This is a genomic window from Chamaesiphon sp. OTE_75_metabat_556, assembly GCF_031378165.1.
Taxonomy (GTDB): domain Bacteria; phylum Cyanobacteriota; class Cyanobacteriia; order Cyanobacteriales; family Chamaesiphonaceae; genus Chamaesiphon.
This window is the reverse complement of record NZ_JANNDR010000298.1, coordinates 1-22,665: the sequence shown is the minus strand read 5'-3', so window position 1 is coordinate 22,665 and position 22,665 is coordinate 1. Positions and strand designations below refer to the sequence as shown.

Here is a 22,665-nt window from a genome sequence, read left to right as displayed (position 1 = left end):
GCTATTTACGACCATTTGGCAGTGGAGCATCCCAAACGACATTTCACGATCGGGATTCAAGACGATCTCACCCATACATCTCTGGAATTCGATCCTAGCTTTTCCACCGAATCCGAACGAGTGGTGCGGGCGATCTTCTATGGTTTAGGTGCAGATGGCACTGTCGGAGCCAATAAGAACTCGATTAAAATCATCGGCGAAGAAACTGATAACTACGCCCAGGGCTATTTCGTCTACGACTCGAAAAAATCCGGCTCGGTGACAGTCTCTCACCTCCGCTTCGGTCCCGATCCGATTCACTCCACCTACCTGGTAACTAGTGCCAACTTTATCGCTTGCCATCAGTGGGAATTTGTCGAAAAGTTCGATTTATTAAGTGCTGCCCAACCCCAAGCCACTTTTCTGCTGAATAGCCCCTACAGTCCCGAAGAAACTTGGCATCGCTTGCCGGAATCACTCCAACACCAAATTCGGGAAAAACAGTTGCAAGTTCAGATCATCAACGCCTCCCAAGTCGCCAAGGATGCGGGAATGGGGCAACATATCAATACCGTCATGCAAGTGTGTTTCTTTGCTCTAGCGGGAGTCTTGCCCCGCGATGAGGCGATCGATCGGATTAAGCAATCGATTCGGAAGACTTATAGTAAGAAAGGCGAATCGGTAGTCGAGATGAATCTACGGGCAGTCGATCGTACCTTAGAAAATCTATACCCAGTCATATACAGCACCTACGCAGCATCAAACACACATCAAGCCGCAAAATCTTGGGTGCCCGACACCGCCCCAGCCTTCGTGCGAGACGTTCTAGGGACGATGATGGCGCGTCAGGGTGACAATTTACCAGTCAGTGCCTTACCCGTAGATGGGACATATCCCAGCGGTACCGCCCAATGGGAAAAACGGTACATTGCCGAAGAAATTCCAGTCTGGGAGCCGGATGTTTGCGTTCAGTGTGGTAACTGCGTGATGGTTTGCCCCCATGCGGTGATTCGGGCGAAGGTAGCAGAACCAACGACACTAGAACAGGCTCCAGACACCTTCAAGACTGCACCAGCTAGAGATCCCGATTGGGCAGATCTGCAATTTACCCTCCAAATCTCGGCGGCAGATTGTACGGGTTGTGGGATTTGTGTGGATATTTGTCCGGCGAAGAATAAGGCACAACCGCGTCAAAAAGCGATTAATATGGCTCCCCAAAATCCCCAGCGCACAGAAGAAGCAGCAAATTGGGACTTCTTTCTCAATCTTCCCAATCCCGATCGATCTGACTTAAATCTGCACAAGATTGCCCAGCAACAGATGCAGGAACCGCTGTTTGAATTTTCCGGTGCTTGTGCGGGTTGTGGTGAAACTCCTTATATCAAATTAGCAACGCAATTATTTGGCGATCGCATGTTAGTCGCCAATGCCACTGGCTGTTCCTCAATCTACGGCGGCAGTTTACCCACCACCCCGTGGACGCACAATGGCCAAGGGCGCGGCCCCGCCTGGTCGAATTCGCTATTTGAAGACAATGCCGAGTTTGGGTTAGGCTTTCGATTCGCGATCGATAAGCAAGCCGAATACGCTCAATAATTGTTGCAACAGCTTACGGGTGCAACGATTCCGACAGATTTAGTAACCGCCATCTTAACCGCTACCCAAACCGATGAAGCCGATATTGTCGAGCAACGACAACGAATCGCCGAACTCAAACAGCAGCTAGCCAGTTGGCACGGTAACGATGACGCTATTTCCTCAAAAATCGCCGCGCTCCAGGGGGTCGCCGACTATTTGGTGAAAAAGAGTGTCTGGCTGATTGGTGGGGATGGTTGGGCGTATGACATTGGTTACGGGGGTTTAGATCATGTTCTCGCCAGCGGTCGGAATGTGAATATTCTGGTCTTAGATACCGAAGTTTACTCCAATACGGGCGGGCAAATGTCTAAATCTACCCCCAGAGCCGCCGTTGCTAAGTTTGCATCAGGCGGGAAACCAGGGCCGAAGAAAGATCTGGGCTTGATGGCGATGACCTATGGTAATGCCTATGTGGCGAGTGTCGCGATGGGGGCGCGAGACGAACATACCTTGCGGGTCTTTTTAGAAGCCGAATCCTACGATGGCCCCTCGTTGATTATTGCCTATTCCCATTGCATCGCCCACGGCATCGATATGCAGAAAGGACTTCAGCAACAGAAAGCGATGGTAGATTCCGGTCGCTGGCTCTTATATCGCTACGATCCACGCCGCACAGAGCAGGGTGAAAATCCGTTGATACTGGATTCTCGATCGCCCAAGATACCCATTGAGCAAGCAATGTATAGCGAAAATCGGTTCAAAATGTTAACCCGTAGCAATCCTGACGAAGCCAAACGGCTGGCAAAATTAGCTCAATCAGATGCTGATACTCGTTGGCAACTTTATCAAGCTCTTGCTGCGCGATCTATTGGTGCTAGCCATCCCCAGGAGGAAACGCCATGAACTTAACTACAACTTACCTTGGCTTAGAATTGCGATCCAATATCGATCGTGATTTCGCTCTCTAAATAGACAGACTTTCAACATCATTTGTCAAATAAGTTGCAAGTTCTTCTGAGATTATAAATCGAGGAACATCATTATAAGTGATCTCGCAAACCAAACCATAATTTTCTAGGATTCGCACTTTTATTTGTATCCGCCCCAAATTGATCTTTTATGTTAGTGAAAATTGCCACGTCGAAGAAAAATGGAGTGTGCCTATCGACAACAGGAATATTAAGAGGGAAAAGAGATTCTACACTCTGCATTGCTTTAGGCAGTGGTTCGATTGTAATCATTACATCAATTGCTGGTGAATCCGTAAGTGTCAATATTCCAAGTTGAACAACACCCTCTTTCTCTGGTTTAAGTCTAAATAGATGTGTCAATCGTGGCTTTGAAAAATGTCGTTTAGCCCAAATCGCATCGACAATAAAATGCTTGGCTTTAACAGTATGAGCACCAGCACGAATATAGTAATGGTTATTGGGAGACATGTGTGATCCAACATGACTTTCATGAACACACACTAATAGAACTACTGATTCTGAATTAATACTACCCCTTTCACCTGAATTATCTATTAACTTAATATCGTATTTAGGCGGTGGTTCTACTGCATGAACAATTTGATCGACCCAATCACGTAAATCTTGCCTACCAATTTTCAAGGGGAAACCACCATCTGCATTTCCATTTGCATCAACACCAGCGATAAAACATCCACCCCCTGAATTCGCAAAGCCGGAAACCGCATGGTATAGCTTTTCCTTAAGCCCAGGCAATGGAGTTGCACTTGATTTGAATTCAAAATAATCATCTTCTGCACTTGGAAGCTGTGTTAAGTCAAATGTTTCGAGATCGATTGGAGTCATGATTGAGAACTAATTAGCGTCTATAATTATTACCACTTACAATTGTAAGAACTAAATTGTTAAGCTTATGATGGGAGAGTGCATTTTAGCTAGGCAAATCCAAAGTAATAACTAAAGCTTGATTCAATTGCCCCAGCGTGGTGCTACTTAACTTTCCCCTCAGCGTCAACAATCTACTTTTAGCTAATACTCTTACCTGGTCAGCCATTAAGATTGAGTCATTACTCAAACCACCATCAGGTGCGATGACCAAAACTTGAGTCGGGTAAACTCGCCGATTTTCTCGATAGGTAGTGCAAGGTACCGCTAAAACTACCGGACTGTAGGCATTAATCGCATCGCGGCTAACAATTACGACCGGGCGAGTACCACCTTGTTCCGAACCTTCGACAGGATCTAATCGAGCATCATATACTTCGCCCCTCTCCATTAATTAGTCTCCCCAGCTAGCGCTTCCCAACTAGCTGTCGCAAATTCCGCCTCAATTTGTAGGACTGTGGCTTGATACTCTGAATCTTGTGCCATCTCGGCTAAGGCTGCATCAATTTCTTGACGTTTTTGCCATGCGAGTTCGCGCTGGATCGCCCTGGCGACAAATTCATTTCGGCTTTTGACTTGTCCCGAACTGGCAATTAGATCGATCGAATTTAACAAATCTGCGGGGAGGGATAGAGTGGTGCGAACTAGCTTAGTAGCTGACATGATGGCTTAAATGATGTCGTAATATTCATCTATTTTAACATCATTATTGATGCACAGCAAAATTTCCAAGCGATTCTCGCTTTGGTTAATAATGAAAGAGACGACACTCATTCGCTCTCTCCCTCAGCCTTGTAGGATCTCCCGACTTCTATGTATCCACGATACTCACAGGAGGAAAAACGATGAACTTAACTACAACTTACCTTTGTTTGGAATTGCGATCGCCCCTAGTAGTCGGAGCCGCTGCACCCCTGTCTGAAGACTTAGATAATATCAAACGACTAGAAGATGCTGGTGCAGCCGCGATCGTGTTGCACTCTTTATTTGAGGAGCAAATCGAACAAGAGACGTTAGATTTTCATCATCATTCCCGCTACGGTACCGATAGCTTTGCTGAAGCACTGACTTATTTTCCCGAACCCGAAATTTTCCATGTCGGCCCCGATCTCTATCTGGAGCATATCCGCCGCGCTAAGGAGATAACGCAGATTCCAATTATTGCCAGCTTAAATGGTACGAGTATGGGCGGCTGGACATCCTATGCGCGGCAAATCGAACAGGCGGGGACGGATGCCTTGGAACTGAATATCTATGGGATTCCCACCGATCTGGATCTGAGTGGGGCGGATCTAGAAAGCGAGTATCTAAATATTGTAAGTGCGGTAAAATTCTCGATCGAGATTCCGGTAGCAGTCAAACTCAGCCCTTACTTTAGCAACCTTGCCTACATGGCGCAGCGGCTGCAAATGGTCGGTGCCGATGCCCTGGTGCTATTCAACCGTTTCTATCAACCCGATATTGATATTGAAAACCTAGAAGTTATCCCTCATGTGTTGCTGAGTACGGCACAGGATCTCCGTCTACCCATGCGGTGGATTGCTTTGCTCTACGGTCGCATCATCCCCGATTTGGCAGCTTCTGGGGGCATCCAAAAGGGTACAGATGTGGTGCGAATGCTGATGGCGGGCGCGCGGGTGACGATGGTAGTCAGTGCCTTATTACGTCATGGGATCGAGCATTTGCAGACGATTCTCTTGCAGAGAGGCTACGCCAACGAACAGGAGTTAGAACGGTGGTTAGAGGCGCATGAATACCATTCTGTCCGCCAACTTCAGGGCACGATGAGTCAGGCTGCTTGCCCCACGCCTAGCGAGTTTGAGCGGGTGCAATATATGAAGGCAATTCAGACTTATCGACCTCATCCAGTCAAGAGCCGCTGAAATTTGTCGCAGCAATTGCTCACGAAATCCTCATATTTTCAACTTAAAATGAGTCTAAAAAGATTTAAAGGGAGCATTGATGATGTCAGAATTACAAACTATGGCTACGATGCCGCAGCAAGAGATGGATTGGTTGTCTCTAGCAGAATCATTAGGAAAAGAGTTTGCCGCCAGAGATATTGAAGCGGATGAAACTGACTTATTTGTTGCCGATAACATTGCTAAATTACGATCGAATGGGTTCATTTCTGCGGGGGTACCGATCGAATTGGGTGGCGGTGGAGCCAGCCATGCCGATCTCTGTGCGGTATTACAGATCTTAGGACGGTATTGCAGTTCGACGGCACTGGCTTTTTCGATGCATACCCATCAGGTGATGGTGGCAACCTGGCGATGGCGCAACCAGAATGCTCCCGTCGATGGATTACTCAAACGAGTCGCAACCGAGCAAATAGTACTGCTCTCTAGTGGTGGATCGGATTGGCTCCAGAGTGGTGGAACGGCTGTAAAAGCGGAGGGTGGCTTTCTGGTCAATGCGCGTAAAGTATTTGCTAGTGGTGCGCCTGCTGCGAATTTATTAATTACCAGTGCCATTTACCAAGACCCAGAGATCGGGGCTACCGTATTACATTTTGCGGTTCCGATGAATGCCCAAGGAGTGACTATTGAACCCACCTGGCAGGCGATGGGAATGCGCGGAACTGGTTCCCATGATGTCGTCCTCTCAGATGTGTTTGTACCGGATGCCGCCGTTACTTTGCGGCGAGTACCAGGCAAGTGGCATCCAATTTTCCACATCATCGCGATGATTGCCTTCCCGTTGATTTATGCCGTTTATGTTGGGGTGGCAGCAGCGGCACGCGATCGAGTGATGCAACTAGCAATGAAACGTCGCACCGACGAACATCTTTGCTACATGGTGGGCGGTCTAGAGAATGAAATGATGGCGGCAAATTTGGCACTCGGGCAGATGATTTCGATCGCCGCAACTAGTCAACCTGGTTTTGACACGACGAATCAGGTGATGACTGGACGAACACTTGTCGCCAAAGCCGCCCTAAATGTACTCGATCTGGCAATGGAAATTGCTGGGGGAAGTGCTTTCTATCGCAAGCTGGGACTGGAGAAGTTGTTCCGAGATGTGCAGGGAGTCCGCTATCACCCCCTGCGGGAGGAGGCTCAGCGCAAGTTATCCGGTCAACTGGCACTGAGGTGGGATCTGTCTGCTTTGTAGGGTACTGCCTGGATGTTCGTGCGATCGCTTTTGTTTGACGTTGGCTCAGTCGATCGCCTAGAGCATCGATCCTCACAAGATCTTCACAGCTTAAACCTAAAATTGAGATGAATGGAACAATCCGTAGCAGCTACTTTGGCAGCGATTTGGGTTAGCTGCCCTAGTGTGGTGAAGTAAGCATCGATGCTCTTACTCTAAATGCTATGCCAACCAACTAAGTTGTCAAACATAATTACAGCCAGAGGAATCTTATGTTAACTAAAATTGACATCAACAAATCTATCCCACAAGAGCGATGGGTGGAATTTTTCGACCAGTTTTCCGATGGAAATCGCGGACGGCATATTTCGATCGAAATCCTGGATTCGGAACTCGGTGACGAAGAACTAATTCAGAATGCGCCGTTGATGGCGATGGTTTACGATCCGCCTAATAAGGGCAATAAATTGACGATCGAAACGGGTAAACATGAAGTAACTTACGCCCATACCGTCGAGTCACCCAAAGAGGTGTTAACCGGACAGGACGCAAATGGGATCATGCTAGCGGTGCAGATTCGCGATGCTGCTGGGGTACCAACATTGATTAAGCTTGCTAGCTAGTTGAGCTACCGCAGTAGAAATAAGGATCGCTCCTCGCCTAACCCCGAATTAGCTTCGGGGTTAGAGTCGTAAAGCAAAGTTGAAGACAAGAGATAATTTTTAGCCAAGCCGTTGACAAGTATGGCAGTAGAAACCCTTGTAGGGATCGTCGATACGGGCTTAACTGAGTCAGAAGTCGAATCGCAACAGCAACAGGAAGGCTACAATGAACTCTCTTCTGGAAAATCTCGCAGTCTGTTAGCAATTGCTGGAGACACTGTTCGCGATCCGATTTTCATCTTGCTCCTGGGCGGTGGAGTCATTTATTGGATTTTAGGCGATCTCCAAGAAGCAATGATTTTGCTGGGATTTGTTGTCTTTATTGCAGGAATTAGCCTCTACCAAGAAGGTAAAACTGAACGCGCCCTCGCAGCCTTGCGAGATCTGTCCAGTCCGCGTGCCTTAGTAATTCGCGAGGGGCAGCGCAAACGGATTGCAGGGCGAGAAGTCGTGCGCGGCGATCTTTTAGTGCTAGCAGAAGGAGATCGAGTACCTGCTGATGCGATCGTGTTATCCTGCACCAATCTCTCAACTGATGAATCCTTATTAACGGGGGAATCCCTGCCCGTTCGCAAAGTTGCGGCGATCGCTGAATGTTACACCGCCGGAATTCGCGTGGTGATGATTACGGGCGATTATCCCGAAACAGCTCAAAGCATCTTTTTGATAATCTCCGCAAAGCCATGTCCTATTTGTTGGCAATTCACATTCCGTTGGCGAAGCCTCTCCCCTGGAGAATTGCGGGGATGTCTTTGATTCCAGTATTGTTTAAGTTGCCGTTAGTATTATTGCCCGTTCATGTTGCCTTTCTACACTTAATTATCGATCCGGCTTGCTCGTTGGCGAAGCCTCTCCCTAGGATTTGTCTTGTATGTTCCGTTTTTGCAGCAGTTGTTTAGCTTCTCCTTTTTACACTCGTTCGCGGAGCGTCTCCCCTGGAGAATCGATCTAGTAATTTGTGTGGCTGGTGGAGCGATCTGTTTACTTTGGTTTGAACTATTGAAGTTATTCGATCGACACCAACGAGTTAAGTAATCTTGAAACTAATCCCATTGGTCGATCTTGGATAAAATTAGTAAGTTTATTTTTCATAAATAAGTAATGAATCCACAAAATCCCCCGTTTTGGAGCTTGCCAGCCGATCGAGTGCTGCAAGAACTGCACTCATCAGCTCAGGGTTTAAGCGTTCGAGATGCTAACCAACGTCTGATTAAATATGGCGCAAATAGTTTCAAACAGCAACGAAAATCGAGCGCGATCCGGTTGTTACTCAACCAATTTAAAAGTCCGATCGTCTTGATTTTGATGTTCGCGGCTGCGCTATCAATTTTTTTGAACGATCGAACAGATGCGCTAATTATTCTGGCGATCGTCCTGATCAGTGGATTATTGGGATTTTGGCAAGAGCGGGGAGCTACAGATGTCGTCGAAAAGCTGTTGGCATTGGTGCAAGTAAAAGCCACCGTATTGCGACAGGGTGAGACACGAGAGATTCCCCATGAAGATGTTGTTCCGGGCGATGTTGTGGTGCTTGCTGCAGGGGATAGTATTCCCGGCGACTGTCTGGTGCTGGAATCGAAGGATTTATCGGTGAATGAAGCCACACTGACGGGCGAAACTTATCCCGCAGACAAAATGAGCGGTGTATTGTCTGAAGCTGCTGGCTTGAGCGAACGTACCAATACTCTATACATGGGCACCCACGTCATCAGCGGCTCGGCAAAGGCAGTGGTAGTAAATACTGGCAAACAAACGGAGTTCGGGAAGGTATCGGAACGGCTCAAACTCAGATCCCCAGAAACCGAGTTTGAACGCGGTTTGAGCAAGTTTGGTTACTTTCTGATGGAAGTAACGCTGATTTTAGTAGTCCTGATTTTTGTTGCCAATGTCTATCTCAAACGGCCTGTTTTAGAGTCTTTTATGTTCTCTTTGGCTCTAGCTGTGGGTTTGACCCCGCAACTCTTGCCCGCGATCGTCAGTGTCAATCTGGCGCGAGGAGCCAAACAGATGGCGAAGAAGCAGGTTATCGTCAAACGGCTGGCAGCGATCGAAAACTTTGGCAGTATGAACGTATTTTGTACCGATAAAACTGGGACGCTGACTGAAGGCGAGGTCAAAATTCATGCCGCGATCGATGCTGAGGGCAAAGATAGCAATCGCGTCCTATTTTATGCTTATCTCAACGCTGCTTCGGAGTCTGGCTATGCCAATCCGATCGATGTCGTGATTCGCCAGCATCAAACCTTCGATATTTCTAGTTACCAAAAACTCGATGAAGTGCCCTACGACTTCCACCGCAAACTGTTGAGCATTTTATTCGCAAATGAGAACACCCAGCTAATTATTACTAAAGGCGCGCTGAAAAATGTGCTAAATGCTTGTGCCACCGTCGAGATTGCCCCAAATCGCATCATTGATATTAATAGCGATCGGCAAAAACTGTTACAACAAGCCGAAGACTTAGGTAGTAAAGGATTCCGCATTTTGGGTGTCGCTTATCGAGTGTTTGACAAAGCATCTTTTAGCAAGGTAGATGAGACAGATATGACTTTTCTGGGCTATCTCGCGCTATTCGATCCGCCCAAAGTAGGCATTGCCGATACACTCAAGGAATTAGAAGATTTGGGCGTTACGCCGAAGATGATTACAGGCGATAGTCGCGCCGTCGCTATTAGTATTATTAGGCAAATCGGATTACCAGAAACCGATGTTTTAACGGGTTCCCAATTGCGACAACTCAGCGATGAAGCCTTGATGCATCGGGTACAAACAACGAATGTATTTGCGGAAGTGGAACCAAACCAAAAAGAGCGAATTATCATCGCCCTCAAAAAAGCGGGAAATGTGGTTGGTTATATGGGCGACGGCATCAATGATGCGTCAGCTCTCCACGCCGCAGATGTGAGTATTTCAGTAGAAAGTGCTGTGGATGTCGCCAAGGAAGCAGCGGACATTGTGTTGATGCAAAAAGATTTGAACGTATTGATTAATGGTGTCAAGGAAGGGCGAGTAACATTTGCCAATACTTTAAAATATGTATTTATGGCAACTAGTGCCAATTTTGGCAATATGTTTAGTATGGCGGGAATTTCGTTGGTGATTCCCTTTTTACCACTCTTACCCAGTCAAATTCTACTCACAAATTTGTTGACAGATTTTCCCGAAATGACGATCGCAACCGATCGAGTCGATCGAGAACTAGTCAGCAAGCCTCGGCGGATGGATATCAAATTCATTCGCAATTTTATGGTGGTGTTTGGCTTACTGAGTTCGGTATTTGACTACCTCACTTTTGGCGCATTACTGTTACTGCTCCACGCTCAACCAGAGCAGTTTAGAACGGGTTGGTTTATGGAGTCTACGATCTCTGCATCGATGGTGGTATTAGTGGTGCGGACTCGTCAATCGATCTGGCACAGTAAACCTGGCAAATATTTGTTCTGGGCTACATTATTAACAGTCTCAGTGGCGTTAATTATTCCCTTCACGCCCTTAGCTGGGCTACTTGGCTTTCGGGCATTACCCCTCCACTTTGTACTGGTGTTAGGCGCGATTGTTGCCCTCTATGTCATTGCTGCCGAAGCTGCTAAACATGTGTTTTATCAGCGAGTGAAATTTTAAGCAATCCCCAAAATCTATGAAATTTGTAGCAGAATATCGGGATGCAGATTTAGCCAACCAATATGTAGACGCGATCGCATCTATCACTACCCGCCCGTGGGCGATTATGGAAATCTGTGGCGGACAAACTCACACGATCGTCAAATATGGGATCGATCGACTGTTGCCAGCAGGCATCCGCTTGATTCATGGCCCTGGCTGTCCGGTATGTGTCACTCCAGCGGAAATCATCGACGCAGCACTCGCGATCGCTAGTCAGTCTGGAGTCATCTTCTGTTCCTTCGGGGATATGTTACGCATTCCCGGTTCAATCGCAGATCTGGGCACAGCAACCGATTTACTCACAGTCAAAGCCGCTGGCGGCGATGTTCGCATCGTCTATTCTCCCCTCGATGCCGTCGAAATAGCGCGGACTTATCCAGAGCGAGAAGTGGTGTTCTTCGCGGTGGGGTTTGAAACCACCGCCCCCGCCACGGCAATGGCGGTATATCAAGCGCAACAGTTGGGTCTGAACAACTTTTCGTTATTAGTTGCCCATGTATTAGTGCCCCCCGCAATGTCCGCTTTATTAGCCAATCCTGATTGTCAAGTGCAAGGATTTTTAGCGGCTGGGCATGTGTGTACGGTGATGGGATATCGAGAGTATGAATCGATCACCGCTGATTATCATGTGCCCATTGTCGTGACTGGCTTTGAACCTGTCGATTTGTTGCAGGGAATTTATCTCTGTCTGCAACAACTAGAAACGGGGCAAGCGCGGGTAGAAAATCAATATAGTCGATCGGTAAGATCGCAGGGCAATGCGATCGCCCAACAACTTATCCAAGAAATATTTGAAGTTGTCCCGCAGCAGTGGCGCGGCTTGGGCACGATTCCGCAAAGTGGTTTGGGTTTGCGCCTTGCCTATGCGAGGTTTGATGCCTTACAAAAAGGGTTAATGCCGATAACGGCTCCCCGCACAAATACAGCTTCAGAGTGCATCAGCGGTCAGATTTTGCAGGGAATTCAGCAGCCGCCTGATTGTCCGGCTTTTGGTACCCGCTGTACGCCTGAGCATCCCCTGGGTGCGCCGATGGTGTCATCGGAGGGGGCTTGTGCGGCTTACTATCGCTATCGATCGGCTCGTTAGCGTAGCCTCTCTGCAAGAGAATCGTCATCAATGAACGTACCCGATCGATTTGCATAAATACTTTTTTGACCCATTCAACTAACAATGGCTCACTAATTTTTTCCTTGTTAAGAGTTGTTATAATTGTATGACTTTACAAGGAGGAAAATCCACAATATAAATATCCAGAATAATCACTAAGATTAAACGTCGTCAAAATTGTATCCTCTAGGGTATTTACTCTTCAATTTAGTAATATTGAACGTGCTTGATTAGACGAGTGTTTTTTTGAGTTCGCCTGGATATTAGGAAGGGTGATTTTATGACTATTAAAAGTATTATCGATTTCTTTGCAGTAGTAAAAGAAAACAAGTCCTTGCAAAGAAAAGCTCAAATGGCTACCGATGTTGAAACTATTGTCAAGATTGCAAGAGAGTGCAACCTCAACTTTACTAGCACAGAATTACAGTCTTTTTTAGAGAAAACGCCTAACCAAGATTTAGCATCGAAGGTAAATCCTGGTATTGGTAATCGATTACATGTAAGTCCTCGATAGCAAAACGTGTTGTGTATTTCTCTCTTGTAGATAAGTAGGGGCAATTCATGAATTGCCCCTACTTATCTCCTGGCGATCAAAATGACTTTTTATCGGCAATATAAGCCTCAACTGCAAAATTGAGTACTGATTCACTGCATTCGATCGCAACTAAATAATCTTTACTTTCGGGAAATATATTCAAATATCTCAAGCCGATCGGTACTGTGATGTAGGAAGATCGATTTGGATGTTGATCTCTACAACATCTGACTATATAGGAATATAATGGTAGATAAGACACCATTCGCTAGATTTTTCCTTCCTATGTCCGGCAAAAAGATCGAGACATCTTTAACTACTCCTGAAGCAACGACAGCCGTTCCATCCGCTGACGGTGAAACTTTAGAGCTTTCGCCTGCGGCGTTGAGCCTGATGGCCGAATTTTTTAAGGTATTATCGGAAGTCAGTCGGTTGCAAATAGTCTGCTGTCTGAAGTCTGGTGCCAAGAACGTTACCGAAATTATTGAGGCAACAGATTTGGGGCAGGCGAATGTTTCCAAACACTTGAAAACCCTCACCCAGGCAGGGATCGTTGCTCGCGAACAAGTGGGAGTTTGCGTCTATTATCGCATCGACAATCCGATCCTGTTTGGCATCTGCGATCTAGTTTATGATTCGCTGTTGCAGCAGGCGCAACAGCAAAATCAGCAATTGCGTAGCCTAGAAATGCTGCGTCAACCGCGCTAGATCGCTAGTAAATCCCAGGAAATGGATGGGAGGATTAGCCACAAGCACGATTCTCCAAAGGAGAGGCTTCTGCGCAGGCAGAGGCTTCGCCAACGCCAACGATCTCGCTCACATCATCGAGTTTCCAAGTATCCAAATGCCCAAAATAAATCCCAAAATAATCAACCAAATTTTCCAAGTTGCCATATTAATAGCAGCTCCTAAGTAGATATCATCCCACCCACTTCTAATCTAGAATTATCTATTGCATCCCCGATTCTCGTTCCGTAATGCCAAAGGCAAGGCTCCGCCAACGCGAAGCATCTGCCTGCGCAGAGGGGCTACGCCAACGATTGGAGCAACATCTCATCGAATTATTACCAGTAGATAGTCATTTAATTAGGAATATTAAATTTTGATGTTAATTAAAATCTCACCGATCGAGTTTGAAAGGCGATCGGTGAAATCTTCATAACGGTTGGGGATTAACAAAAAGATTGCTGCTGAAGACAGCGATCTTTGAGTTACTTAACTTCGACCTTGACGACTTTTTTCTTGTCTTCCGCTGATTTGGGGAGATCGAGTGTCAAAATCCCATTCTTATATTCAGCGCGAGCCGCATCAGTTTTTACCTGTACGGGTAAAGGAATGATGCGTTCAAATTTGCCATAGCGAAACTCAGAACGAACCGCACCTTTTTCCTCAGTTTTAGTTTCGGACTTGCGTTCGCCGCTGATGGATACGGATCGTTCGGTGACTTGAATATCCAGGTCTTTGGCTTCTAACCCAGGAATTTCGAGTTTGAGATGAATTGCCTCTGGGGTATCTTCCAGCTCGGCAGAAGGCATAAATGCCATTAGCTCGACATCTCCATTACCACTTGGCGATAGTTGATGAAACAGGCGATTCATCTCTGCTTGGAGGCTTTCGACTGTGGGTAAAGTTTCCCAGTGAGCAATGTCGCGCAAAGGCCGCCATTGAATAATTGCCATATTAACATACTCCAATATTACTGACTTGAAACTGATGTTCGCTCACCTACTGTTGGTATTTGCTCTTTGAGAATTGATTGGCAAATCGTAGCTATTTTACCTCGATCGGTAAAGTAGCTTTGTCATCGAGCTATTAAACAGCAACTCAGCTACTCAACTACTAGGTTAGTAGTACTTTGTGAGAAACTCGTGAGGATTTAGATCTGGATATTCGTCAGCTCAAGTTTCAAAATTGAACTATTTAAACGAGAAAACTTTCCTCACGAGTTCCTCATTTTTTTGAACTAGCCTGAGAAATAATCAATATTTTGTCATTCTTGCGAGGGCTGGCGACTTCTGCAAGCAGAAGTCGATCGAGAAGATCTCACGCAGGTTAAAAAGAGGCTAAAATTCATGAAATTGCCACAATTAATACTGGCTTTTATCGCCACCATTTGCTTAATCTTTGCGGGCAATGCGCTGGCGCAGACGGATATCAATCTTAACAATACCGACCTTATTCGCTTTGGCGGTAGCGTGACAGTACCAGCGAACCAAGTGGTCGAACATGCTTATGCTTTTGGCGGAAATGTGACGGTATCGCCGAATGCTAGAGTTTTGGATACCGCGTTGGCGTAGCCTCTCGGAACGAGAATCGCGTTTGGCGGAAATGTCGTCCTCAAACAAGGCGCACGGGTAGATGGCGATGCTTATTCCTTTGGCGGCAAAATCGTCCAAGAAACAGGCGCAACCATTGGGGGCGAACGCGCTACCTTCAACGACCGACATGGCATGATGTCTGACTCGTATGGGAGACACCGTTTTTTCCCTTGGTATTTCTTCAATGCAATCTTTAGAATTAGTTCCGCTGTAGTTGCTGCGATCCTCGGACTGATTATCTTGCAAACTAGCCCTCAGTTTCTCCCCGATTTGGCAGCAAAATTACGTCAATCGCCTGGTTTAATTGCGTTGTGGGGATTTGGATCGATCGTATCAATTGTATTTATCAGCGTGTTTTTAGCGATTACACTAATTGGAATTCCGCTGATTCCGCTCCTGAGTCTGTGTACTGTCGTCGCTTCATTAGTCGGTTCGCTAGGTGTAGCTCTATTTGTCGGTCAAAGCATTAACCGCAATGGCAAGCTGCCAGTCGCGCAGCAGTTCTTAATTGGTTTGGCAATCTTAACAGTGCTGACATTACTGCCATTTTTGGGCGGGCTGGTAGTTTTCCTCATCAATCTATTTGGCTTGGGTGTCATCTTGCTGTGGCAATTTGATCGTTCAAAACCTCAGTTAGCTGCATAGAGTTAATTTCAGATCGCTTTTATTCATGATTTCCCCATGATCTTAAAAGACAAGCTTTAAACCCCGAATTAAGGTTAAATCCAATTCTAATTAGTAGAGATTGACATGACTACAACTACAAATAAACCCACAGATATTTCTCTGGATGAGCTATGGGACTCAGCTCCTATCAGCGAACGAATTTTTCATCTCGACTCGCTTTCCCACCTGCCCGAAGCCGCTCGACGCTACCTTCACTACGCAATTGCGCCCGGTGCTAAACTAGCATCTGCGGTCAGATTGTGGATGCATGGCGAAATCAAACTCGGTCAAAAATGGCATCACTTCACAGGTGAGGAAGTAATTTGCTGGAATCGGGGGATGATTTGGCGGGCGACAACTTGGATGCAGTGTTTGCCGATCTGGGGCGCTGACAGTGTCGTGGATGGTGTCAGTGATGTCCAGTGGAAGATCTTAGGACTATTTCCCGTGATGCAGGCGAATGGTGCTGATGTCACGCGCTCTGGTGCTGGGCGGATGCAGGGGGAGTCGGTGTGGTTGCCGTCCGTGCTATGCAATCCCGATATCGTTTGGACGGAAATGGATACAGAGCATGTGCGCGCCAATTTTACCGCGCTCGGCGAGCAGGCAGAACTCGTCTTAGGTATGGATCGATTTGGCGGATTGGAGCGTGTCAAGTTCCTGCGGTGGGGCAATCCCGAAGGTGGCAAGCATCACTATGTAGATTTTGGCGGTGTGGTGGAAGCAGACGGGACATTTGGCGATTACACGATTCCGACTCAGTTGCGGTTGGGTTGGTTCTTCGATAGCGAACGCTTTGAGTCAGAAGGTGAATTTTTTCGCTGCACGTTGGCGTAGCCTCGGCTTTGCCGACTCGATAACGCTATTTATCATTAGTTGAATATTTAACCCAAGTTGCTACCTTCTGCATATCCTTACTAGTAGCAAGATTTTATGAAAAGAACTGTGAATAACAAACATGCTCTCAAACTGTCGCTATTGTTGACGACAGCAGTCGCATTGAGTATCTGGGCGGGGAATCTGGTACTTTCTCCCGATCGTCAAAAACCCTCAGCTCCAGTTACTACTTCTTCAACCACGCCGACTAATCCATCACCAAGATCCACTACTCAACAAAGTCAGGCAAAAGTTTATTGGTTGCAATCGAGTCGCAATAAACTAACTCTAATTGCCAAGTCGCTACCATCGAATACCGATAATGATCGTTCGCCCCAAGAAGCCCTCACAACTGCCATGCAGAAGCTACTAGCAGCCCAGCCTGGTAAAAATTTGAGCAGTACGATCCCCAAAGGTACCAAACTGCGGAGTTTGGAAGTTCGAGCGGATGGCGTGCATGTTGACTTATCACGGGAATTTCGAGCGGGTGGTGGGAGTACTTCGATGATTTATCGCATCGCCCAGACGATCTATACAGCCAGCAGTCTCAATCCCGATGAGAAAATTTTCATCTCTGTCGAAGGAGAACCGATCGATCGCGATCACCCTTTAGGCGGTGAAGGATTGATTTTGTGTCAACCGATTACTCGCGCTCAGTTTATGACTGACTTCTCTCTAGGTTCGATGAAACGCAGTAGTCCCACGCTCATCACTTTTGGCCGTACTCATAACTTAAACTCGATCGCGAGTTATGCCAATTTTTAAGTAGGCGATCGAAATAGATGTTGTAGTTGCAATTCGGAGTAGATCGATGAAATCAAACTATAGCCACCAAATTATTGTCCTCTGGATCGCTTTTTTACTCACCTTGTTATTTCATACCGATCTGGGATTGATGCCGCTATTTCACGGACAAAACATCGCTCACTCCCGTGATACCCAGGACATTTCCTGGATTTTGTGGCTGATGTTACTCTTCTTTATACCGCCTTTGTTAGGGATTATTCTGCCTACTTTTACAAATAGTAAAAGGTATCGAGTCAGTCACTTTTGGCTGACTGTTATCTATTCTGTTCTCAATTTTGCCCATCTCATCGCCGATTTATCAGTTACGCCGATCGTTTGGTATCAAATTGCCTTGATGACAATTCTATTCTTTATTGGCATCGTCCTAAATCTCGTTTCTTATCGATGGATGACCCATGATCGGCATGAAAAACCGGAAAATCGTAATTCGGAGTACCACGGTCGTCTCTCCTGATGTCGATCGACATCAGGAGCTAGTAAAGAATGTCTCGATCGTCTCAACTCAACTGAAATCGCTAGAATTAGTCCAGAGTTGAGATCGTTCGATCGCTAACTATAATACGACCAAGACATCACCAGTAGAGTCATTATCAAAGCGATAATTACAGATAACCAAATCTTTCCATCCAAAATAAAGTTATGTTCTGTAGCAGCTTCATCCCAGTAGCCCTCAAATACTTGATGCCCGACTACATAATTTATAGCGATCGGTAGCCCCGGCCAGAGTAAACCAATACTAAATGCCAATACAACCCAAGCTTTGCCATGCAGCAATAATAAATAGGCTCCACTAAACATCAACACCACGGCAACTAAATCGAAAGTGTGATGCAATGTTACTGCATAATTTCCTAGTTTAGATGCTGCTTGTATTTTGAGTAAATACTTGTCAGTTAGGAATAGACCGACCAAAATAAACCAAGCAGCTAGAACAACAAATAGCATAGACTCATTATTCATATTACCCTCCGATTGTTAGGCTGAAGCTAGAAATTACCGAATCATTTCTGTAATTTGAGATTAGGCGATCGATGTGAGGAACTTGTGAGGTTGACTTGAACCGAACGGATTGTAATGCAATATTCGAGGGTGATTTTATTAACACTCAAAATTATGCGAGCTAATTTCCTCACAAGTTCCTTGGATTTAAATCCTACAGTAGAAGTTAGCTCCCACTTTAGCCAAGGAAGGTCGTTCTTATGCCGATCGACAACAAGCGTAAAGCCACCCCATCGAACTTCCCGATTTCCGGTAATTTTATCTTCCTAATTTGGCTACTCATCATGCTGGCATGGTCGGGTCAAAGCCATCAAAGTCAGCCTTATAGCGAATTTATTCAACAGGTACAATCCGGGCAAGTAGTGAAGGCGACTATCGATAACCAGGACATTCAGTATGAGTTGAAACCAACTCCTGTTGCCAAATCGAACAATCCTGCTCCTAAGAAGATATTTGTCACTAGAAAACTAGCCGAAGATCCCGAACTGGCCAAAATTCTCCGCACCCATCAGGTGGAGTATTCAGTGAGCGTACCTAGTCCCCTGGCTGGGATTTGGTCGATTTTAAGTTGGGTCATCTTCCCCTTACTATTTATCTCGCTGTGGTCAAAATTTATCGCTCCCGACAAACAGGGCGGCATGGGACTATTAGGCATGGGTAATAGTAACGCCAGAACCTATGTTGCCGGCGATACAGGGGTGACTTTTGAGGATGTGGCGGGTGTCGATGAAGCCAAAGCCGAACTTCAGGAAATTGTCGATTTTCTCAAACATGCGGATAAATATGTCAAATTAGGAGCCAAAATTCCCAAGGGAGTACTGTTAGTCGGCCCCCCAGGGACGGGTAAAACCCTGTTGGCGAAAGCGATTGCGGGGGAAGCTGGGGTGCCGTTCTTTAGTATTTCCGGTTCGGAATTTATCGAAATGTTTGTGGGAGTAGGCGCAGCTAGGGTGCGGGGATTATTCGAGCAAGCCAAACAACAGGCTCCCTGTATCGTATTTATCGATGAATTGGATGCCCTGGGCAAATCCCGCTCTAGTGCCAATTCTCCCATCGGCGGGAATGACGAACGCGAACAAACATTAAATCAATTGTTGTCGGAAATGGATGGATTTGCCGCCAATACGGGCGTGATTTTGCTCTCGGCGACCAACCGCCCCGAAGTCCTCGATCCAGCCCTGCTGCGCCCTGGACGGTTCGATCGGCAGATTGTAGTCGATCGACCGGATAAGAGCGGTCGGCAGGCAATTTTGGTCGTCCATGCCCGCAATGTCAAAATGTCGGATGATGTAGATTTGCTCAAATTAGCCGCCCGGACTCCTGGCTTCGCAGGTGCGGATCTGGCAAATTTGGTCAATGAAGCCGCTTTATTAGCTGCGCGTCACGATCGGGAATCAGTTGCCATGTCCGACTTTGAAGAAGCCATCGAGCGCATTCTCACTGGACTAGAGAAGAAATCTCGCGTCCTGAATGACACCGAAAAAGAGACGGTTGCCTACCATGAAGTCGGTCATGCGATCGTCGGTTCATTAATGCCGGGATCTGGATCGATCGAAAAAATCTCGATCGTGCCGCGAGGTGTGGCGGCTCTGGGTTATACGCTGCAATTACCTCAAGAAGATCGCTTCTTAATGGTGGAAGATGAATTGCGCGGTCAGATTGCGATGTTATTGGGCGGTAGATCGGCAGAAGAATTGATTATGGGTAAAGTCTCGACGGGAGCGAGCGATGATATCCAAAAAGCCACCGATTTAGCCGACCGCTATGTGACGATTTATGGGATGAGCAAACAACTTGGGCCGATGGCATTTGACAGGTCGGCCAGTCAATTTCTGGGCGGTTGGGGCAATCCCCGTCGTCCCCTCAGTCCCGAAGTCGAGTCCGAGATCGATCGAGAGGTAAAACACCTAATTGATAATGCTCACCACATCGCTGGCGCGATCCTGGCGCACAATCAGCAACTACTAAAAGAGGTGGCACAAGTGTTACTAGAACGAGAAATTCTCGACGGTCAAAAATTGCATGATTATCTTGATCGAGTAGACAAGCCACCGCTATTAGTGACCTGGTTGCAAACTGGAGAAATTTCTATCGATCCATTGTCCGAGGAGTAGATCTCCGTGTTGGGAAATGGTTGGAATCCCAAACATTTATAAGCAAAAGCGATCGCATTGGCCGTTGCTATAGATAAAATTAAGATTACAAAGATTATGATAAATGACCTATGAAACTATGATCAGATTTTTTGGCAGAATAACGATCAAGAGCGGCTGATTGACTATGCTAGACAATCGGCGAGAGTTTGGAGTAGATCTTTGGTCGTAAAGGGTTTGGCGATGAAGTGGCGGCAGCCAAAGCGTTCTGCTTGAGCAACTGCTTCGATCGAATTAAGTCCACTCATAGCGATTACAGGTAAATCGGGATTGAGTTGGTGCAGCGCAGTGACGGTGGTGAGTCCGTCCATCACTGGCATCATCATATCGATTAAGACACTATCGATCGTGTCTCGATGCTGGACATAAAGTTCGATCGCTTGGGCACCATCATTCGCAGTTAAGACCCGATAATTGTATGTCTCCAGTGTGGCTTTAATCAGCGTGCTAATCGCGATTTCATCATCGATGACTAAAATCAACTGTTGCCGACCAGATGGAAGTTCTGGTTCATTCTCGACGGGCTGAATCGGGGTATCGCAGGCGGGGATATAGATCTGAAACTTGGTACCCTGATTCACTTGACTTTGGACATCGAGAAATCCATCATGACTTTTGACAATGCCCATGACGGCTGATAAACCTAAGCCTGTACCTTTGCCGATTTCTTTGGTGGTAAAGAATGGATCGAAAATGCGGTGCAGGAGTTGGGGCTGAATCCCAGTACCCGTATCGGCAACAGTAATGGCGACATAATTGCCCACAGTCGCATCGAGATGATTGCGGGCAAAGGTTTCATCGATCGAGCAATTAGTCGCTTGGATGCTGAGTGTACCACCTTGGGGCATGGCATCACGGGCATTGACGCAGAGATTCATCAATACTTGATGGAGTTGCGTCATGTCACCCAATACCGTCCACAAATCGGCGGCAATATCGGTGTCAATTTCGATCGATTTGGGCAGGGTTTGTTGGACGATTTTTTGGATATCTATGAGCAGGTGATGGGGTTGGAGACAGACGCGCTTGCCTTCGATCCCTCTGGCAAAGGATAAAATTTGTTTAATTAAATCTGCACCTCTGCGGGCACTAGATTCTAAGATTTTGAGCAGATTTTGGGATCGATCATCGATATTTGTCAATCGCAGTGGTAATAGTTGGGCGACTGATAAAATCGGTGTGAGGATGTTATTTAAGTCGTGGGCAATCCCACTAGCCAGGGTACCGAGACTCTCTAAGCGTTGCGCTCTCAGGAATTGTTGCTCCAGTTGTTTTTTCTCGGTAATATCCATGTGGATCCCGATCGTCCGAGTCGGATTGCCAGTACGATCTAGAAAGATATTACTTTTAATCGCAATCCACTGGATATTGGTATCTGGATCGACGATCCGAAATTCTAAATCTAGTCCCTGTCTAAGTTGGCGGGATTTACTCAGTTCTGCTTCAACTTTGGGGCGATCTTCGGGATAAATGGTATCCAGCCATTGGGCGTGGCTGTTGTCAAAACTACCTGGTGCTAACCCATATAGAGCTTCTAACTCGATCGACCAAGTAACTTGATCGGTAACTAGATTCCATTCAAATGTGCCAATCTTACCAGCCTGCTGTGCCAATCCCAAGCGATTTTGAATGCTTTCTCGCGATTCGATTTCTTGACGGAGAGATTCATTCGCCGTAGCTAGAGCCGCAGTCCGTTCTTCGACGCGCAATTCTAGGGTTTCATTAACTTCCCGCAGAGCCACGGCTGCTTGTTTACGCTCGATCGCATACCGTACCGATCGAACTAAAATATCTAAATTAACCTGCCGTTTAACCAGATAATCTTGGGCACCATGTCTAACAGCATCCAGAGCCAACTCATCATCGTTGGTGCTAGTTAAGACGACAATTGGTAAATCCGGCGCGTATTGGATCAGAGCATCTAAAGATCCCAAACCGTCGCTATCTGGTAGTGTCAAATCCAGCAGTGCGACATCAAATCTGTGCGATTTGAGTTGGGTAATTGCATCACCCAAGCGTTTGACATGAGTGAGACTAAACTGACTATTCACCGTACCTTTGAAGATTTCTTGCAACAGTCGAGCCTCTGCTAAGTTATCCTCAAGTAGCAAGACGTGAATATCTGGATATTGGGGTGGTGTTGAGCTAGCAGACATTGCGAAATTATCTGTGACGGGGATTTGTTCGATCAGAGTTAAGTTAAGACTGAGATTTGGTGTGTGAAAACCTGACATACTATAGTATACGGTCAATCGTGAAGTGAATTGATATTAAGAATGGAGCCAGCATTAACTATTGAGGATTTGTGTGCTGGGAACCGTTCACGATTTCCGCTGATTTAAGTTAGAGCGATTACCGATGTTACCAGA

General features: G+C 46.5%; 20 protein-coding genes and 2 pseudogenes. 15 read left to right on the top strand and 7 right to left on the bottom strand.

Annotated features, from left to right (window positions below):
• Nucleotides 1-2,460 (top strand): annotated as a pseudogene (gene nifJ / locus RMO27_RS12110) (pyruvate:ferredoxin (flavodoxin) oxidoreductase); the annotation flags it as partial.
• 137 nt (nt 2,461-2,597) lie between these two features.
• Here nifJ and RMO27_RS12105 read toward each other — a convergent pair.
• The 3 genes from RMO27_RS12105 to RMO27_RS12095 form a co-directional block, all read right to left on the bottom strand.
• Nucleotides 2,598-3,374, bottom strand: a complete 777-nt coding sequence (locus RMO27_RS12105) for an ATP-binding protein (RefSeq protein WP_309732764.1) — start codon at nt 3,372-3,374, stop codon at nt 2,598-2,600.
• An 85-nt stretch (nt 3,375-3,459) separates the two neighbouring features.
• Nucleotides 3,460-3,804: a type II toxin-antitoxin system PemK/MazF family toxin gene (locus tag RMO27_RS12100; RefSeq protein ID WP_309732762.1), complete on the bottom strand. Its 345-nt coding sequence runs from the start codon at nt 3,802-3,804 to the stop codon at nt 3,460-3,462.
• Nucleotides 3,804-4,076: a ribbon-helix-helix domain-containing protein gene (locus RMO27_RS12095; protein WP_309732760.1), complete on the bottom strand. Its 273-nt coding sequence runs from the start codon at nt 4,074-4,076 to the stop codon at nt 3,804-3,806. Before RMO27_RS12095 ends, RMO27_RS12100 begins: the two co-directional genes overlap by 1 nt.
• A gap of 182 nt (nt 4,077-4,258) precedes the next feature.
• Between RMO27_RS12095 and RMO27_RS12090 the strand changes: the two genes are divergently transcribed.
• The 8 genes and pseudogenes from RMO27_RS12090 (at nt 4,259) to RMO27_RS12055 (ending at nt 13,185) form a co-directional block, all read left to right on the top strand.
• Complete coding sequence (locus RMO27_RS12090; RefSeq protein ID WP_309732757.1) at nt 4,259-5,296, top strand: dihydroorotate dehydrogenase-like protein; 1,038 nt, start codon at nt 4,259-4,261, stop codon at nt 5,294-5,296.
• Nucleotides 5,297-5,378: 82 nt separating this feature from the next.
• A complete protein-coding gene (locus RMO27_RS12085) occupies nt 5,379-6,530 on the top strand; it encodes an acyl-CoA dehydrogenase family protein (RefSeq protein ID WP_309732755.1) in 1,152 nt (383 codons plus the stop codon).
• Between the two features lie 251 nt (nt 6,531-6,781).
• Entirely contained in the window at nt 6,782-7,132 is a 351-nt protein-coding gene (locus RMO27_RS12080; protein ID WP_309732753.1) for a DUF5335 family protein, read from the top strand.
• A gap of 120 nt (nt 7,133-7,252) precedes the next feature.
• A pseudogene (locus tag RMO27_RS12075) lies at nt 7,253-7,747 on the top strand (cation-transporting P-type ATPase); the annotation flags it as partial.
• Nucleotides 7,748-8,272: 525 nt separating this feature from the next.
• Nucleotides 8,273-10,792: a magnesium-translocating P-type ATPase gene (gene mgtA / locus RMO27_RS12070; protein ID WP_309732748.1), complete on the top strand. Its 2,520-nt coding sequence runs from the start codon at nt 8,273-8,275 to the stop codon at nt 10,790-10,792.
• 16 nt (nt 10,793-10,808) lie between these two features.
• The gene (hypD, locus tag RMO27_RS12065) at nt 10,809-11,921 is read left to right on the top strand and encodes a hydrogenase formation protein HypD (RefSeq protein WP_309732747.1); all 1,113 of its coding nucleotides are present in this window, start codon (nt 10,809-10,811) and stop codon (nt 11,919-11,921) included.
• Nucleotides 11,922-12,222: 301 nt separating this feature from the next.
• Entirely contained in the window at nt 12,223-12,456 is a 234-nt protein-coding gene (locus RMO27_RS12060; protein ID WP_309732746.1) for a Nif11-like leader peptide family natural product precursor, read from the top strand.
• A 414-nt stretch (nt 12,457-12,870) separates the two neighbouring features.
• Complete coding sequence (locus tag RMO27_RS12055; RefSeq protein WP_309732766.1) at nt 12,871-13,185, top strand: metalloregulator ArsR/SmtB family transcription factor; 315 nt, start codon at nt 12,871-12,873, stop codon at nt 13,183-13,185.
• Between the two features lie 34 nt (nt 13,186-13,219).
• Here RMO27_RS12055 and RMO27_RS12050 read toward each other — a convergent pair whose 3' ends face one another.
• Both RMO27_RS12050 and RMO27_RS12045 read right to left on the bottom strand, forming a co-directional pair.
• A complete protein-coding gene (locus tag RMO27_RS12050) occupies nt 13,220-13,363 on the bottom strand; it encodes a hypothetical protein (protein WP_309732744.1) in 144 nt (47 codons plus the stop codon).
• 325 nt (nt 13,364-13,688) lie between these two features.
• Entirely contained in the window at nt 13,689-14,156 is a 468-nt protein-coding gene (locus RMO27_RS12045) for an Hsp20/alpha crystallin family protein (RefSeq protein ID WP_309732742.1), read from the bottom strand.
• 393 nt (nt 14,157-14,549) lie between these two features.
• Between RMO27_RS12045 and RMO27_RS12040 the strand changes: the two genes are divergently transcribed.
• The 5 genes from RMO27_RS12040 (at nt 14,550) to RMO27_RS12020 (ending at nt 17,598) form a co-directional block, all read left to right on the top strand.
• On the top strand, nt 14,550-14,774 hold the full coding sequence (locus tag RMO27_RS12040) for a hypothetical protein (RefSeq protein ID WP_309732740.1): 225 nt from the start codon (nt 14,550-14,552) through the stop codon (nt 14,772-14,774).
• 156 nt (nt 14,775-14,930) lie between these two features.
• Nucleotides 14,931-15,440 carry a hypothetical protein gene (locus RMO27_RS12035; RefSeq protein ID WP_309732738.1) on the top strand — a complete coding sequence of 170 codons (510 nt, stop codon included), beginning with the start codon at nt 14,931-14,933 and terminating at the stop codon, nt 15,438-15,440.
• A 105-nt stretch (nt 15,441-15,545) separates the two neighbouring features.
• Nucleotides 15,546-16,298 (top strand): DUF6920 family protein, encoded by a 753-nt coding sequence (locus RMO27_RS12030; protein ID WP_309732736.1) that lies wholly within the window; start codon nt 15,546-15,548, stop codon nt 16,296-16,298.
• A gap of 96 nt (nt 16,299-16,394) precedes the next feature.
• Nucleotides 16,395-17,102 carry a GerMN domain-containing protein gene (locus RMO27_RS12025; RefSeq protein WP_309732734.1) on the top strand — a complete coding sequence of 236 codons (708 nt, stop codon included), beginning with the start codon at nt 16,395-16,397 and terminating at the stop codon, nt 17,100-17,102.
• Nucleotides 17,103-17,148: 46 nt separating this feature from the next.
• On the top strand, nt 17,149-17,598 hold the full coding sequence (locus RMO27_RS12020; protein WP_309732732.1) for a hypothetical protein: 450 nt from the start codon (nt 17,149-17,151) through the stop codon (nt 17,596-17,598).
• 95 nt (nt 17,599-17,693) lie between these two features.
• Here the strand turns inward: RMO27_RS12020 and RMO27_RS12015 are convergent, their stop codons facing one another.
• Nucleotides 17,694-18,104: a hypothetical protein gene (locus RMO27_RS12015; protein WP_309732730.1), complete on the bottom strand. Its 411-nt coding sequence runs from the start codon at nt 18,102-18,104 to the stop codon at nt 17,694-17,696.
• Nucleotides 18,105-18,343: 239 nt separating this feature from the next.
• Between RMO27_RS12015 and ftsH the strand changes: the two genes are divergently transcribed.
• Nucleotides 18,344-20,257, top strand: coding sequence for an ATP-dependent zinc metalloprotease FtsH (ftsH, locus tag RMO27_RS12010; protein ID WP_309732728.1), 1,914 nt, complete (start codon nt 18,344-18,346; stop codon nt 20,255-20,257).
• A gap of 164 nt (nt 20,258-20,421) precedes the next feature.
• Here the strand turns inward: ftsH and RMO27_RS12005 are convergent, their stop codons facing one another.
• On the bottom strand, nt 20,422-22,530 hold the full coding sequence (locus RMO27_RS12005) for a response regulator (RefSeq protein ID WP_309732726.1): 2,109 nt from the start codon (nt 22,528-22,530) through the stop codon (nt 20,422-20,424).
• Nucleotides 22,531-22,665 lie beyond the last annotated feature (135 nt).